The organism is Bradyrhizobium sp. UFLA01-814, from assembly GCF_046718885.1.
Classification (GTDB): Bacteria; Pseudomonadota; Alphaproteobacteria; order Rhizobiales; family Xanthobacteraceae; genus Bradyrhizobium; species Bradyrhizobium elkanii.
Map to the genome: position 1 here is coordinate 1 of NZ_JAQOSR010000193.1, position 14,975 is coordinate 14,975.

At 65.3% G+C, this 14,975-nt stretch carries 19 protein-coding genes; 11 read left to right on the forward strand and 8 right to left on the reverse strand.

The genetic code is table 11. From position 1 onward, the window contains the following. Window positions 1–811 (reverse strand): carotenoid oxygenase family protein (locus tag PMN64_RS36865; protein ID WP_411784295.1); only part of this gene is annotated, 811 nt, incomplete at its 3' end. Window positions 812–924: 113 nt separating this feature from the next. Between PMN64_RS36865 and PMN64_RS36870 the strand changes: the two genes are divergently transcribed. Then, entirely contained in the window at window positions 925–1,650 is a 726-nt protein-coding gene (locus PMN64_RS36870; protein WP_411784296.1) for a TetR/AcrR family transcriptional regulator, read from the forward strand. Between the two features lie 178 nt (window positions 1,651–1,828). Here the strand turns inward: PMN64_RS36870 and PMN64_RS36875 are convergent, their stop codons facing one another. Next, complete coding sequence (locus PMN64_RS36875; protein ID WP_411784297.1) at window positions 1,829–2,431, reverse strand: hypothetical protein; 603 nt, start codon at window positions 2,429–2,431, stop codon at window positions 1,829–1,831. Window positions 2,432–2,595: 164 nt separating this feature from the next. On the opposite strand from PMN64_RS36875, the gene PMN64_RS36880 reads away from it, so the two are divergent. Beyond that, entirely contained in the window at window positions 2,596–3,267 is a 672-nt protein-coding gene (locus PMN64_RS36880; RefSeq protein ID WP_411784298.1) for an SET domain-containing protein, read from the forward strand. A 23-nt stretch (window positions 3,268–3,290) separates the two neighbouring features. On the opposite strand, the gene PMN64_RS36885 is transcribed toward PMN64_RS36880, so the two are convergent. Next, a complete protein-coding gene (locus PMN64_RS36885; protein WP_304496106.1) occupies window positions 3,291–3,581 on the reverse strand; it encodes a DUF6522 family protein in 291 nt (96 codons plus the stop codon). Then, a complete protein-coding gene (locus tag PMN64_RS36890; protein WP_411784299.1) occupies window positions 3,578–4,012 on the reverse strand; it encodes an RrF2 family transcriptional regulator in 435 nt (144 codons plus the stop codon). The genes PMN64_RS36885 and PMN64_RS36890 overlap by 4 nt, the downstream gene beginning before the upstream one ends. 81 nt (window positions 4,013–4,093) lie before the next feature. Between PMN64_RS36890 and PMN64_RS36895 the strand changes: the two genes are divergently transcribed. Further along, window positions 4,094–4,555, forward strand: a complete 462-nt coding sequence (locus PMN64_RS36895; protein WP_038385988.1) for a group III truncated hemoglobin — start codon at window positions 4,094–4,096, stop codon at window positions 4,553–4,555. Beyond that, window positions 4,552–4,710, forward strand: coding sequence for a hypothetical protein (locus tag PMN64_RS36900; RefSeq protein ID WP_411784300.1), 159 nt, complete (start codon window positions 4,552–4,554; stop codon window positions 4,708–4,710). Before PMN64_RS36895 ends, PMN64_RS36900 begins: the two co-directional genes overlap by 4 nt. 55 nt (window positions 4,711–4,765) lie before the next feature. On the opposite strand, the gene PMN64_RS36905 is transcribed toward PMN64_RS36900, so the two are convergent. Both PMN64_RS36905 and PMN64_RS36910 read right to left on the reverse strand, forming a co-directional pair. Further along, window positions 4,766–5,164: a hypothetical protein gene (locus PMN64_RS36905; protein WP_411784301.1), complete on the reverse strand. Its 399-nt coding sequence runs from the start codon at window positions 5,162–5,164 to the stop codon at window positions 4,766–4,768. A gap of 32 nt (window positions 5,165–5,196) precedes the next feature. Then, on the reverse strand, window positions 5,197–5,421 hold the full coding sequence (locus PMN64_RS36910) for a hypothetical protein (RefSeq protein ID WP_411784302.1): 225 nt from the start codon (window positions 5,419–5,421) through the stop codon (window positions 5,197–5,199). A 94-nt stretch (window positions 5,422–5,515) separates the two neighbouring features. Here PMN64_RS36910 and PMN64_RS36915 point away from each other — a divergent pair, with 94 nt between their 5' ends. From PMN64_RS36915 to PMN64_RS36925, 3 genes are all read left to right on the forward strand, one after another. Then, window positions 5,516–6,340 (forward strand): helix-turn-helix domain-containing protein, encoded by an 825-nt coding sequence (locus PMN64_RS36915; RefSeq protein ID WP_411784303.1) that lies wholly within the window; start codon window positions 5,516–5,518, stop codon window positions 6,338–6,340. A gap of 61 nt (window positions 6,341–6,401) precedes the next feature. After that, window positions 6,402–7,067 carry a DsbA family oxidoreductase gene (locus PMN64_RS36920; protein WP_411784304.1) on the forward strand — a complete coding sequence of 222 codons (666 nt, stop codon included), beginning with the start codon at window positions 6,402–6,404 and terminating at the stop codon, window positions 7,065–7,067. 85 nt (window positions 7,068–7,152) lie between these two features. Further along, the gene (locus tag PMN64_RS36925) at window positions 7,153–7,791 is read left to right on the forward strand and encodes an NIPSNAP family protein (protein WP_035631194.1); all 639 of its coding nucleotides are present in this window, start codon (window positions 7,153–7,155) and stop codon (window positions 7,789–7,791) included. Window positions 7,792–8,069: 278 nt separating this feature from the next. Here the strand turns inward: PMN64_RS36925 and PMN64_RS36930 are convergent, their stop codons facing one another. Further along, window positions 8,070–9,254, reverse strand: a complete 1,185-nt coding sequence (locus PMN64_RS36930) for a GNAT family N-acetyltransferase (RefSeq protein ID WP_411784305.1) — start codon at window positions 9,252–9,254, stop codon at window positions 8,070–8,072. Window positions 9,255–9,433: 179 nt separating this feature from the next. After that, window positions 9,434–9,886, reverse strand: coding sequence for a hypothetical protein (locus tag PMN64_RS36935; RefSeq protein WP_411784306.1), 453 nt, complete (start codon window positions 9,884–9,886; stop codon window positions 9,434–9,436). Between the two features lie 160 nt (window positions 9,887–10,046). Here PMN64_RS36935 and PMN64_RS36940 point away from each other — a divergent pair, with 160 nt between their 5' ends. The 4 genes from PMN64_RS36940 to PMN64_RS36955 all read left to right on the forward strand — a co-directional run. Beyond that, window positions 10,047–10,274: a hypothetical protein gene (locus PMN64_RS36940; protein ID WP_016848541.1), complete on the forward strand. Its 228-nt coding sequence runs from the start codon at window positions 10,047–10,049 to the stop codon at window positions 10,272–10,274. Window positions 10,275–10,403: 129 nt separating this feature from the next. Next, a complete protein-coding gene (locus tag PMN64_RS36945) occupies window positions 10,404–11,843 on the forward strand; it encodes a caspase domain-containing protein (RefSeq protein ID WP_411784307.1) in 1,440 nt (479 codons plus the stop codon). 72 nt (window positions 11,844–11,915) lie between these two features. After that, window positions 11,916–13,940 carry a pyrroloquinoline quinone-dependent dehydrogenase gene (locus PMN64_RS36950; RefSeq protein WP_411784308.1) on the forward strand — a complete coding sequence of 675 codons (2,025 nt, stop codon included), beginning with the start codon at window positions 11,916–11,918 and terminating at the stop codon, window positions 13,938–13,940. A 731-nt stretch (window positions 13,941–14,671) separates the two neighbouring features. Continuing rightward, the coding region (locus tag PMN64_RS36955; protein WP_411784309.1) for a hypothetical protein at window positions 14,672–14,975 on the forward strand (304 nt) is incomplete at its 3' end.

Sequence of the window (14,975 nt, forward strand, 5' to 3'; positions counted from 1 at the left end):
GGAACCAGACGATGTCCTTTGACGCGCCGCTGCGCTTCATCACGCCGACATAGGCGCCTTTCTCCGGCTCCCAGGCATAGGGCGCCTGTCCGCGCATCGCGCGCTGCATGCTGCCGGTGATCGGCAGGATCGGAAACAGCACATGATTCTCGGTGACGATGAAGTCGTGCACCATGCTGGCATAGGGCGCCTCGAAGCGTTCGAACCGCGTCACCACGCCGGACGAGCTCACCGCGCCGAACGACAGCGCCGGCGTCAGCGGGCCCGCGGCGTTGTAGCCGAAGAACACCATCTCGCCGGTGACCGGATCGATCTTGGGATGCGCGGTGAAGGGGCCGGAGATCGCGCCCTTGTAGTCGCAATAGCCGAGGCGATTGAGCGTGCCGGGCTCGATCTCGGTCGGCAGATGGCCTTCCTCCAGTGCGAGCAGCCGGCCGCCATGGAAGATGATGTTGGTGTTGGCGACGCCGCCGTCGGGCGTGGTCGTCGCCGGCGTATCCGGCATCTTGCGCCCGAAGCCGCCGAACAGCGCGCGGCCGGCATCGTGCTCGGCCTGCCATTTCGGCGTGCGGACCCAGCGGTTGCGGTAGCTGGCGCGGCCGTTCTCGAGATGGAAGGCGTGCAGCATGCCGTCGCCGACGAACCAGTGCGCACCGGGCGCCTCGAATTGCGGATTGGGGCCGTTGCGATAGAGCGTGCCGTTCAGCTCGCGCGGCAATTCGCCCGAGATCTTCAGGAATGGCGCGTCGGCTTCGAATGGGATCGGCGCCAGATTGGTGCGCGCCGCATTGGATGTGACCTGGTCGAGCATTCCGCATCTCCCTGCATTATGATCTTTACATCGTAAAGATACCAGTAGGGATGACGCCGCCGATCGTCAAGCAAAATCTTTACAGTGTAAAAATTGCGACATATAAGGGCCCGATGGCAAGAATCTCCAAAGAAAACAAGGCGACTCGCCCGGCACGGGCCCCGACCCGCCGGGTTGCGCGAACCGCGGCGGCTCGTCCGGCCCCTCGGCGCCGCGCCAACGACACGCCGTATCATCACGGCGATCTGCATGAGGCACTGTTGAAGGCCGCCGAGCGCGTGCTCGAGCGTGATGGATTGGCGGGACTGACATTGCGTGCGGTGGCGCGCGAGGCCGGTGTGTCGCACGCCGCCCCGACGCATCATTTTGGCGATCTCACCGGTTTGCTCAGCGAACTCGCGGCGATCGGTTTCCGGCAATTTGGCCTCGCGATGGCGGCTGCGGATGCTTCGGCGGCCACGACGCCCGAGAAGGGCGTGGCGAGCGCCAAGGCTTATGTTGCCTATGCGCAGGCACATCCCGGCATGTACGGGCTGATGTTCCGCAGTGAGCGGCTCGATCATTCGCGGCCCTCGCTGCACGAGGCGTCCGAGGCGTCGTTCGCAGGGCTGACCCGCGGCGTCGGCGCCAGCCGGCATGAGCAGATTTCCAAGGAGCAGCTTACGCTGGACCAGGCCGCCGCGATCGCGTCCGCCTGGTCGCTCGTGCATGGTTTCACCATGCTGCTGCTCGACGGACGCCTCAAGACGATTCTGGATCGGGCGCCCGAGGGCACATCCGCGGAAATGTTGTTGACCGCGATGCTGCGATTGTCCGCGGGCCGCTCGGCGCGGCAATAACCAGTGCTGCCCGTGGGCTAGTGTCCCGAATCCGAAGTTCGCATCATTTGCCGCACCTTCGGAGCGAACTTCGGATTCGATAAGGACACTAGCAAACTTATGATTCTAGTGTGCTTTATGAATGCGAAGTTCGTGAAAGTGGCTGCCGCAAAATCGCACGAACTTCGCATTCAGCACACTAGCGCCTCACAAGCGACGTGGTCCGGCCGCTCTGTCCGACCGTCTTCACCGTATCCGTGCCGCATTTGAAATCGCGGGCGAAATCGTCGGCGGCCTGCCGCGCCAGCGCGTTGGCGTTGGGATTGGCCGCGACGTCGACATAGGCGACGTGACAGACATCGCCCGGCGGCAGCCGGGTCACGGCGAGCATTGCCCGCGAGACGGGGCCACCGCGCTTGTCCTGCTCGCTGTTGTCGGCGATCTGCCAGGGCTGGATGATCGCAAACGGCTTGCCGCTGGCTGCACGCCATTCGACCGTATCGCCGGTCGAACTGAACGGGCCGAACCAGGCCTGCGCCGCCGGTTCCCTGGCTGCTGCCTCGCGGTTTCGGCCGACCGAGACCACTTCGCGCAGATCGCCCTCGTTGATCAGCACCACGAGCCCGGATTTTCCCGGACAGACCCTCGTGGTGCTGCCGTCCTCCTCGCTGGGCTTGCCGATCATGCGGCAGGCCTTCGGCGCGGTCGATGTGTAGCTGCTGCTGATCGTCTCAGCGCCGGCCTGACCAGGATTTGCACCGGCAAGCGCCATAACGACTGTTGCAAAAGCAAGGTATTTCATCGGGGGAAACCTGGGATCCGGACGTTACTTTGTGTCTGACATATGCAATCTGGGGAAGGTTCAATAGACACGCGGGAAACACCTGACAGGCGCGCGGAATCGTCCTAGAAGGGCGGCTTCGCAACTTCTGTCGCGTGCACTTACGTGCCGTAACCTTGATCGTCATGTCCACGATATCATCCAACAAGCCCTATCGCGTCGGCCGTTCCCGTACCGGTCTTGGCCTTTTCGCCACCAAGCCGATCAAGAAAGGCACCAAGATCATCCGTTATTTCGGGCCATTGCTCGACTCGAAGAAGAAGGATGAGGACGCGATCGAGAACAAATATCTGTTCGAGCTCACCAACCGCTGGACCATCGACGGCTCGATCCGCGAGAACGTCGCGCGCTATATTAACCACGCCTGCAGGCCGAACGCGGAATCCGACGTTCGCCCACGCAAGCGCAAGGTGTTCATCCGCGCCATCAAGGACATCGAGCCGGGCGACGAAATCAATTACGATTACGGAACCGACTATTTCAAAGCCTATCTGAAGCCGATCGGCTGCAAGTGCGATGCCTGCGAGAAGAAGCGCAAGAAGAAGCGCGCGGAGGCGAGGGCGGAGCGGGTGCGGCTGAAGGAAAGGGCCGAGCGGAAGGCACAGCGCAAGGCCGAGAAGCTCGCCGAGGAGCGGGCCAGGCAGCGGAAGGCGAAGAAGGCTGCCAAGGCAAACGGCAAGCTCGTCAACGGCACGGCGCTGAACGGCAGTCACCTCAATGGTCACAGCCTGATCAACACGGCGGGCAAGAAGGCTGCCTCGTCGAAGCGGGGCACCGCTCGGGCGCTGAACGCCTGATACCCACGTCGCCCGAAGACGCTCTAGCGGCTCGGCCGGTGCGCCGCGCGTGGCAACGGGGAATTGCCGAAATCCAGCGTCGAGCGCTGGATGATCGTGCCGTGCTCGTCGATGACGAGACGGAAACGCTTGCTCCCCGAGAAGAATGTGAGGCGATGGCGTCCCTGATCGGCGTCGAGCCCGCGCTCCGAACGCGTCGTGATTGCGCCCGAGCGCATCCCGGCCTGCAGCAGCGGAACCGCGATGCCGAGGCCTTCGGCGACGATATTGGCGTCGACCTCGAACGCGCCGTCCGCGAATGTGATCGTCGTCATGATGCCCTCGCGGGATGGTGGACGGGACGCGGCACGTAGGCGCATTCGGCGAGCGTCGTCCCGTCGAGCTCGCGCATGAAGGCCTCGCGCGCCGCGGCAAGCTTCGCCTTTAGCCGGCAGCGCGGCAGCAGCAGGCAGTCTCCGCCATCATCCCTGAAACATTCGACCAGCGCGCTGCCGCCTTCCAGCGCGCGCACCACCTCGCCGAGGGTGATGGTCTCCGCCGGCCGCGCCAGCGAAAAGCCGCCGCCGGCGCCTCGCTGGGTGGCAATGAAGCCGGCCTCGGCAAGATCGCGCACCACCTTGGCGAGGTGGTTGCGGGAAATGTCGAACTCGGCTGCGATCTCGCTGGTGGCGAACGACCGGTCCGGCTCGCCGGCCAGCCGCATCAGGGCGCGGAGCGCAAAATCCGTGAACGATGTCAGGCGCATGGAAGCCCTTCGAAATCAGCACTTGGCGGATCAGCTATAGCAGGCTAAATAGGTATTTGAAATGCATATTTAGGGTGAGCCATGACAGGAGCAGAGCGCCGCGAGCAGATCACCGCCGGGATTGTCGCGCGGACCGGGATCACCGAGGCCATGATCGAGCAGCTGGTGCACGCCTTCTACGCCGAGGTCCGCAAGGACCCGATGATCGGGCCGGTGTTCGAGAGCAGGATCAGCAATTGGGCGCCGCATCTGGCCCAGATGTGCGCGTTCTGGTCCTCGGTCGCGCTGATGACTGGGCGCTATCACGGCACGCCGATGGTCAAGCATATGCCGCTGCCGATCGACGCCGCGCATTTCGACCGCTGGCTCGAACTGTTCGAGGCGACCGCAGCCGAGCTGTGCCCGCCCGCGGCGGCGGCGCATTTCATCGATCGCGCGCGGCGCATCGCCTCGAGCCTCGAGATGGGCGTTGCCGGCGGGCAGGGCGTGATGCTGGCGGTCGGCGAGCGTTACAGGCGAAGCGAAGCAGGAGCAGTGCAATGAGGAACAGGGCGAAGGCGATTGCGCGCGCCATCGACGGCGCATGGTTTCATCAGGATCAGGCCGATCCGTTCTCCGGCAGCAGCCTGGTGCCGATGCTGATCATCGGCATGGCGCTGACCTTTGCCGGCATGATCGTCGCGGTGGTGCTGAGCTGACAGAAACAGCCGCCGCGTTTGCCGCGACGGCCGCTCGTCACGTCTGGCATTCGGTTTACGCCGCGACCGCCTCACCGCTGCGGCGCAGCCCGACATATTGCAGCTCGGCGAAGGCGCCGGTGGCGATCGCCTGGGCGAGGATCACGATGGTCCCGAAGAGGTTTGGCGACACCGCGCCCGACAGCAGCAGCGCGATGCTGGCGAGCGTCCAGGCCGCGTTGCCGACGACCACCAGCATCACCAGCGGCTTCGGCACCGAAATGCGCGTGCCGAGCCAGCCGACCAGCGCGGTATAGGCGATCAGGAACAGCCCGGTCTCGCGCAGCAGCGCTTCCGGCAGGCCGAGCAGCGATGCCAGCGCGCCGGCGTCGAGCACCATCGCTATGGCGGATACGCCGCTGAACACGGCGTCGGCAAGCAAAGCGCGGCGCAGCAGCTGGGATGAATGGATCATGGCAGGGTCTCCTCTGGTTGGGATGGGGGTGGTCAGCGGAACAGCGACTGCAGCTGACGCCATAGCCGGAGCGGACACAGCGCCTTGCCGACCCTCATCTCCACCGCATAGACCTGCGCGAACACGAACACGCCGGTCGCGTGCACGAGCGGCTGCGGCATGTTGAGCGAGCGCGCCAGCAGCCATGTGGCCAGATGCACCAGCCGCGGCAGCAGGACGGCGAGGGCGCGGACAAGGGACAGCATCAGCATGGTCATCTCCTGTGCCGTGGAAGATGAGCCGGCCGGCGCGCCAATTCGATTACCTCGCATGTAATGGAACGGGCGAATTCCGCATGGTAGGTTTTGCACCATGAACGCACATGCATCCATGGCGCGGGCCGAGCCCGCAAAACCCGTCCTGATCGGCGAGCACCTGCGCGAGTGGCGGCAGCGCCGTCATCTCAGCCAGCTCGACCTTGCCGTCGATGCCGAGATCTCGGCGCGGCATTTGAGCTTCGTCGAGACCGGCCGCTCGGCGCCGTCGCGCGACATGGTCCTCAAACTGGCGGAGCGCCTCGACGTGCCCCTACGCGAACGCAACGTGCTGCTGGTCGCCGCGGGTTTCGCGCCCGCATTCCCGCAACGCTCGCTGGATGATCCGGCGCTGAAATCGGCGCGCGAGGCCATCAACCTGGTGCTGAAGGCGCACGAGCCCAATCCGGCGCTGGCCTATGACCGGCACTGGAATCTGGTCTCCGCCAACCGCATGGTGGCGCCGCTGCTCGAGGGCGTGCCGCAGCGGCTGCTCGGCCAGCCCTTCAATATCCTGCGGCTTGCCTTCCACCCCGAGGGCCTCGCGCCGCGCACCGTGAACCTCGCGGAATGGGCCGCGCATCTACTGGAGCGGCTGCATCGGCAATGCGAGGCAACGGCCGATCCGGAGCTGCTCAAGCTCTATCAGGACCTGAAGTCCTATCCGATCCCGGCGCGGTCGGCCCCGATCACCACCGACAACAACGTCGCGCTTCCCTTCAAGCTCCGCCTCAATGGCGAGATCCTGAGCTTCATCTCGACCACCATGGTGTTCGGCACGCCGGTCGACATCACGCTGCAGGAACTGGCGCTGGAGACCTTCTTCCCGGCCGATGAGCTGACCGCCGAGCGGATGCGGCAGATGGCAGCCAGTATGAAATAGCGGCTTGTCTTGGGGCGCGTTCGGCCTACCTTTGGGGTTCCATTTCCGCCGGGAACCCGCCATGAGCGATCTGAAGCCGCTTCGCCTCGACATCGTCTCCGATGTCGTTTGCCCCTGGTGCTATATCGGCAAGCATCGCATCGAGGATGCGCTCAAGCTGGTGCCCGATGTGCCGGTCGAGGTGCATTGGCGGCCGTTCTTCCTCAACAATTGGGTGCCGCGCGAGGGCATCAGCCGCGAGGAATATCTCACCGCCAAGTTCGGCTCGGTCGAGGCCTACAAGGGCATTGCCGGCCGCGTGGTCGCCGCCGCCAATGAGGAGGGGCTCACCTACCATCCCGAGCTCGTCAAGCGGCAGCCCAACACGATCGACTGCCATCGCCTGATCCACTGGGCCGAGGCCAGGGGCAAGGCGGCTGAGATGAAGCAACGGCTGATGGAGCTGTATTTCCGCGACGGCGGCGATCTCACCGACAGCAACGTGCTGGTGCAGGCGGCAAGCGATGTCGGGCTCGATGCCGACGACGTGCGCAAGCGCCTTGCTACCGACGAAGATGTCGCCCTGGTCTCGGCGCAGGCCCAGGAAGCCGCCGAGAAGGGGATTTCGGGCGTGCCGACCTTCGTGTTTGCGCAGAAATACGCGGTGTCCGGTGCCCAGCCGGCCGAGCAGCTCGCCCGCGCCATCCGCCAGGTCTCGGCCGAGATCAACGCGCAGGCGGCGCAGTAGTCCGCAATCCACATCGAAAGCCCGGCTCACGCCGGGCTTTTTCGTTTGCCCACATCATCCATCGGAAACAATCAGGGAGACCATCATGATCTATGAGCTGCGCACCTACACGGTACGTCCAGGCGCCGTCGGCGAGATGGTGAAGGCCGCGAGCACGATCTCGCGCGATATCCGCGCCGACAATTTCGGCAAGCTGGAAGGCTACTGGATCACCGAGATCGGTCCGCTCAATCAGGTCATGCATATGTGGAGCTACGCCGATCTCAACGAGCGGACCCGGCTGCGCGCCGAGCTCGCCAAGAATCCGCGCTGGACCGGCGAGTATATTCCGGTGATCCGTCCGCTGCTGGTGCGGCAGGAGGTGCGGCTGCTCAATGCCGTCATCCCGCCGGTGGCGCCGGCGACCAAGGGCAACATCTACGAATTCCGCAACTATCGCGCCAAGCCGGTCGGCGGCGCCAAGCAATGGCTCGATCTGATCACCGGCGTGATGCCGGAACGCGAGAAATACTCCAAGATCGTCGGTCTCTGGACCACCGAAGCCGGGCAGCCCAACGAGGTCTGCCACATCTGGGCCTATCCTGATCTCAACGCCCGCGCCGCCGCACGCGGCAACGCGATGAAGGATCCGGCCTGGCTGGAATTTTTGAGCAAGGGCACGCAGGTGCTCGAGGAGATGCACTCGACCATCATGCTGCCGGCACCGCACTCGCCGTTGCAGTGACGGAGGCGATCATTCGCGTCGCGACGAGCCGAGTTGTCCCAAGCGCAAGACAGAGAGGCGGCCGGTTGAGGCGGCCTTTTCGTTTGGCATCGGGACGTCGAGAGCGCGGGCAAAAAGCCTCATCCGATGTTTCCATCAGATGAGGCTTTCGAAGCAAGGGCGCGCGCCGTCTGAGAACCAGCGCGCAGCAACGCTAGTCGGGCTAGCTGACACCAACCTGACGGCAGCAGCCACTTGTTTCCCGATGTGTCTGCATGCCTACGAAAGGGTAAACCGCATTATCCGGGCTTGCGGCGCCGGCTGCGGATGAAGCGCACGGCGTCGCGCGCGCCTTCGTAGGCGAATTTGTTCAGGGTCAGCGCGGCGTGAATGGCCGGCACCAGCGGATCGCGGCGCCGCAGCGGCAGCAAGACGTCGCCGATCGCGAAGCGGCCGCGCCAGATCGGGTCGATCATAGGGTGGCCCGGCGCCGCGGTGGAATCGGCCGAATTGATCGCGGGATCGGCGCAGAGATGGCGCGTCAGCTCCAGCGTCAACTGCGCGCCGGGCGAATGTTTCGCAAAACGCTCGTCGACGCCGATCTTGAAGAAGAAGGCGCGGTCCTGGTGGCGCACCACGATGCCGCCCGCGACCGGCGTGTCGCCCGCATGCAGCGTGATGATCTCGCAGCGGCCGGCTTCGGCCATCGTCGACGTCGCGCGGCGGATGAAGGCCGCATCGCCGGCATGCTGGCTGAGCGCCGTGCCGCGCTGGCCCTTCCAGCCACCGGCTTCGAGGGCAAGGAAAGTCTCGAGCGCCGTCGCAACCTCGTGCGGCGTGCGGGCGACATCGAAGCGCACCGTACCGTGGTCGGACAGGCGATGGTGCTGCCGGCGCAGTTCCTTCAGCTTCTTAGGCCCGAGCGCGTCGCGCAACAATTCGTCGGCATCGCGCGTCGCATCGAGCTGGGCGCGCTGGTAGGCGCTCAGTATGCGCGGCTGCAACCCGTCTCGCGCCAGCACCGCGCGGATCGCCGCCATGGCCGGGCCCTCGAGCGACATGGTGCGCAGGATCAGTGCATGCGCGCCCGCATTGCGCGCCTGCCGCAGCATCTTGCCCACCGCTTCCTCGGCGGCGTCGCGGTCGAGCAGCGGCGTGCACAGCGTGCCATAAGGTTCGGCGCCGACCAGCGCGGGCAGGGGAATGCGGTAGATCCGCCGCATCGGAACGACCGGCAACAGCCCGATCAATTGCCCGGCATCGCCTGCGGTGCTGAGCAGCGCCGCGCCGGTGCGGCCGCGCGCGGAGGCATCGACCGCCAACTCCCAGTCGGGCTGATAGTAGCCGTTGGCCTCGATCGCGCGCGCGGCAAGCGCACGCCATGCATTGAGCGGCGCGGCCGACAGCGGCGGCAACGTGCGATCGTCCGTGGCATCCCTGCGCGATGCACGGTGGATCATTGCCTGGTCAGCAATATCGGCCACGTCCCTGTTTCCCCACTCCACGAGGCCGATTGGCCTTGCGTTCGTCAGGGCAACGCTAGCGGTAAGAAATGGAAAATGCCGTTGAGGCCATCAGGCAATTTGAGCGGTCGTGTTAACGGGCCGTTCAGCATACCCGGCCGGCCTGGCCGGCTCGCCGGCTCAAGCGCCAAGGCTGGGCTTCAAGGTTTGGCGCTCCGCTGCGCTTCCGCCGCAACGGTGCTCTCGATCGGCTCGTAACTCTGCGTCACGCAATTGTCGTCGGCCTCCACCTGCCGGCGATCGAAGATCGCGCCGTCGTTGATGAAGACGCGATAGGTCTGCGTCCCCAGGGGCTTGCCGATCACCGATGTCAGCTCGGCGCGGACGCAGGCGGTCCAGCCGGTGCCGCGCGGGTCGTGCAGCGGGGAGGAGACCCGCACATGGGTCGGCTGTGAACCGGCCGTGAACACCGAATCCAGCTTGCCCGCGACCAGCCGTTTGACGTCCGGAGGCGTCTCGAGCGGGGCCGGCTCTGTAGCCTTGACCTTCAAGGCCTCCGGCCATACCGCGTGGCTGTCCGCCAGCCCGCAGCCACTCAATATGAAGGCGGCGCCGGCCAGCAGCGCCGCCAGATGTACTTGTCCCTGTCCCATTGAGCGAATTTAATGTGCCGCCGCCAAGATTGCGCCCCCCTGGTGGCGCTGAATTCGCATCGCGCGGCGCTTTGTCGATCAACAAATGTCGAGCGACAAGTTATCGTTGGGGTAGAGGTATTACCGGATGTTGCTGCGGCGGCGGGGGAGACAGACTGACATGAAACGCTTCACGGTTGCTGCCGTCATTCTGGCGCTGCTCGCGACACCCACGCTGGCCCAGGGCCGGCGAGGGGGCGGTGGGGGCGATACGAAGACGGAGCAGAAGCCCAAGGTCGACGAGAAGGCCTACAAGGCTGCGCTCGATCGGATCCCCGAGCCCAAGGAGAAATACGATCCCTGGGGCGTCACCAAGCCGGCAGCCGATCCGGCCAAGAAGCCGAAATAGCCGGGCTCGCGAGATCTCTGCGGCTATTCGACGCCCGAACCGGCGTCGGTCGGCAGCACATTGCCGCACGGCATGAACCTTGGCCTGACGGCATCCGACCCATCTTCGATGTCATTGTCGGAGGCCGCCATGCTTCGCCGTTCGCTCCTCAGCCTGATCGTTCCGGCAGCGATCCTGCTCGGCGCCGTGCCGGCGGCGGCGGAAAACCGGCTGGCGCTGGTGATCGGGCAGTCGGCCTACAAGTCGGTGCCCGCGCTGCCGAATCCGGCCAACGACGCCAGGGCTGTCTCGCAGATGCTGACCGATGCCGGATTTGCAGTCACGGCCGCATCGGACCTGTCGCAGGACGAGATGCGCGCGCGGCTCAGCGATTTCGCCGGCCAGGTGGCCGCGAAGGGCGCCGACACCGTGGCGCTGGTGTTCTATGCCGGGCATGGCCTGCAGATCGACGGCGAGAACTATCTGGTGCCGGTCGATGTCGATCCGAAGCGCGAGGCCGATATCCCGATCCAGGCGGTTCGGCTCAACGACATCCTGAATACCTTGACCTCGGTGCCGAGCCGGATGCGCATCGTGCTGCTCGATGCGTGCCGCAACAATCCTTTCCCGGAGCTCAGCAAGACCGCGGGGCACGGGCTGGCCATCGTCGATGCCAAGGTCGGCTCGCCCGGCACGTTTGTCTCGTTCTCGACCTCACCGGGCGCGGAAGCCGAGGACGGCAGCGGCGCCAACAGCCCCTACACGACCGCGTTGCTGGCCTCGGCCAAGGAGCCGGGCATCCCGATCGAGGACACCTTCAAGCGCGTTCGCCTGGCGGTGAACAAGGCAACCGACGGCCGCCAGACGCCGTGGGACTCGTCCTCGCTCACCGACGACTTCCGTTTCATGTCGGGTGCTGCGGCGTCGCCCGCAGCGCCGCCGCCGCCGGCCGCGGCCAAACGCACCGTCGACGATTGGAAGCGCGAATTGCAGGGCAAGCCGATCGAGGCCGCGAACGAGCTGATGGTTGTCGACGGCACCGACGAATCCTATGAAGCCTTCGCCGCGATCTTCGCCGGTACGCCACGCGGCCTGCAGGCACGCGACTGGCTCGACCGGCATCGCCGCATGGTGGCGTGGAATAGTGCTGTTCTCGCCAACACGGCGGCGGCCTATCGCGGCTTCCTCGCGCAATATCCTGACACCGACCTGACAGCGACCGCGCGCAAGATGATCGAACGGCTGCGCTACCGTCCCGATCCGGCACCCGCCGTCGCGCTCAGCGTGCCGGCGACCAACGTCGCGCTGACGGCGCCGACCTGTCCCTGCAACGCCACGCCGCCGCAACAGCCGCTGCAGCAGAGGGCCAACGTGCCGGTGAAAAAGCGGGCCGATCCCGATCCGCCGCGGCGCGCGGGCAAGCGCCCGCCGCGCGTCGTGGTCGAGGACGACGTCGTGGTGGTGCGCCGTCTGCCTCCAACCGTGGTCTATGAGCCTGCCGGACCGCCGATCGGAATCGGGATCGGCATCGGTGGCGGCGGTGGTTATCGCGGCAACTACGGCGGCGGCTATCGCCGGGGTGGATACTGACGCGCCGATCGCGTAAAGGCTTTCCCCGCATGAGATGCGGCGCCTGATGATCGCATCTTGGGGGAGGACGCGATGCGGTCGCTGCTTTGCCTGCTTGCCGCGCTGCTGCTATGTGCTCAGCCGGCGCGCGCCTGGGAATATTGGGGCGGCGACCGCGGCGGACAGCGCTTCTCGCCGCTAACGCAGATCACATCAGACAATGTCGACACGCTGGTGCGCGGCTGGGAATTCCGCACCGGCGATCTCGATACTCGCCCGCCCGAGGTGATGAAGCGCACCAAGTTCGAGGTGACGCCGCTGTTCGTCGAGGACAGCCTGATCCTCTGCACGCCGTTCAACGAAGTGATCGCGCTCGATCCCGGCACCGGTGCGCAGAAATGGCGTTTCGATCCGAAGATCAGCATGGCTCAGCGGCCGGCCAATCGCTTTGTCTGCCGCGGCGTCGCGCACTGGACGGATGAACGTGCGGCGGAGGGCGCGGCCTGCAAGTCACGCATCTTCACCGGCACCAACGACAGGCGCCTGATCGCGCTCGATGCCAGGACCGGCAAGCCCTGCGCCGATTTCGGCAACGCTGGTGAGATCAAGATCGACGTTGGGATGAAGCTGGAATGGCCGGGCGAGTTTCAGATCACGTCGGCGCCGGTGACGGGACGCGGCGTGGTCGTGGTCGGGTCCGCGATCGGCGACAACCGGCGGGTCGACGCGCCGCTCGGCGCGGTGCGCGCCTTCGATGCGCGGACCGGCCAGCCGCGCTGGAGCTTCGATCCGCTCGTGCACAATGGCGTCGAGGCCGGCCACAGCAATGTCTGGGCGCCGATGTCGGTGGACGAGGAGCGCGGCCTGGTGTTCCTGCCGACGACTTCGCCCAGTCCGGACTTCTGGGGCGGCAAGCGCCCCGGCAATGACGAGCACGCCAATTCCGTCGTCGCGCTGCGCATCGAGACCGGCGAACTCGCATGGGCATTCCAGACCGTGCATCACGACGTCTGGGACTACGACCTGCCGGCGCAGCCGACGCTGGCGCGGATCGACACCGGCGATGGTCAGCACGACGTCGTCATCCAGCCGACCAAGCAGGGCTTTGTGTTCGTGCTCGATCGCGACAACGGCAAGCCGGTGTGGCCGGTGGAAGAGCGCGCGGTGCCGCAGAACGGCGCCGAGGGCGAGAGGCTGTCGCCGACGCAGCCGTTCCCGACCCATGTGCCGCCGCTGCTGACGCAGCGGATGACGACCGATGATGTCGCCGGCCTGCTGCCGGGCACCGGGAGCTCGGCTTGCGAGACGCTGCTCGCGCAATCCCGCAATGAGGGCCTTTACACGCCGCCGTCGACGCAAGGCACCGTGATCTATCCGATGACCGGCGGCGGTGTGAACTGGGGCGGCGCGGCGTTCGATCCGGTCAATCAGATCCTCTACGCCAATGTCAGTCATGCGGCGCACATCGTCACACTGATTCCGCGCGACCAGGCCAAGGGCTTCAATCCGCCGCCGGGTCATGAATTCGGCCAGCAGGAAGGGGCGCCGTTCGCGATGTCGCGGGCGCTGGCGAAGTCGGCGGTCGGGTCGCCCTGCAACAAGCCGCCATGGGGCGAGACGGTGGCGGTCGATCTCAAGGCCGGCAAGATCCTCTGGCATGCGTCGGTCGGCACCAGCGAGGATCTCGCGCCGCTCGGCATCGCGCTCAACACCGGCACGCCGCTGGTCAACGGCGTCGCGATCACCGCGGGCGGCCTGGTGTTCACCGGCGCGATGGATGCCTATCTGCGCGCGTTCGATGCCAGGTCGGGCAAACAGCTTTGGCTCGGCCGGCTTCCGGTGCCCGGCGTCGCCAATCCGATGACCTATCTCTGGAAGGGCGAGCAGTACGTCGCGATCGGCGCCGGCGGCCATTCCGAGGCCGGCACATCGATCGGCGACAGCGTGGTGGCATTTCGACTGCCGCGTCAGGGCGAGGGGGCATCGTTGTGGACTCGCCTGTTCGACTGGCCCGGCGGGCGGTTCACCGCCAAGGCTGTGGCCGCCGGACTCGTGCTCGTGGCCCTCATTGCGCTGTTGTGGCGCTGGCGGCACAGCCGTCGCTCGCGATCCGCTTAGGTGCTCCCTGCTGCAGGTGCGCGCCTCCAAAATATCGAAAACAACCCCATGCAAAGTAGCCGGCGGCTGCCGGCGTTCGAAAAGCAACTTGACACGTCGGGCAACTCAGGGTTACTTTTCTACTATTCCGAAATGATGCAAGCGTCGCCTCGCTGCGCTAAGGCGCGATGAATTCTGGTTGAATCGGCCTGGCGGCATTCGGTGCATCTCCCCCCGCAACCGGCAGGGCAATCGCATTTGGGAAAAATCTGGCGAGAAGCGGCCCTGCGGCCCATCCTTCGAGACGCCCGCCTTTGGCGGGCTCCTCAGGATGAGGTCTTGTTTAGCGGCACAATAGTAGACCCTCATGGTGAGGAGCGCCGCTTGCGGCGCGTCTCGAACCACGAGGCCGAGTACGTGCGCAACCGCCCAAGGGACATATGCGATTGCCCTGCCCCGCAACTGGAGAGGGAGCGCAGGTTCTTTGCGGATGCAATTGAACCTGGGGCGTGGACTCATAATTCTAAGATGTCGCTTCCGAGAGGAAATGCGGACACGCGGCGCAGACCGCGGGCATGTCACCTAGTGGACCAACTTCGCCGCCTCTGACTGGTCCGGTGTTGGGTGCAGTCCGGACTTCTCATCAACGATCCTCGACCGCCGCATTTGACCCATTGCCGACATTCGGAGTTTTCAAAAATTTGCACGTTTTGTTGGTGTTTCGGACAGATTTCACGTCTAGGATGCGCGCATTGCGATCAGAGACCGCCGAAGTGTCCGCAGAACCGTCAGACATCATCGAAAGATTTCCCGGCCCAATTGTCCTAGTTCCGTCGCGCGTCAAATGGTTGCTCATGACGCTAGGCTCGGGATTAATGACCGCGAGCGGCGTCTTTGTGATTTGGATTGCTCTTTCTCGATCTCCTGGAAATGCTGGCATTGGACTGGCGATGGGTATTGCGGGAGTGCTCTTCTTCGGTACTGCCGGCATCGTGAGCATACTTGCTCTTCAACCTGGTGCGTGCTCGCTGAGCCTCAATCAGGCAGGTTTTGAAG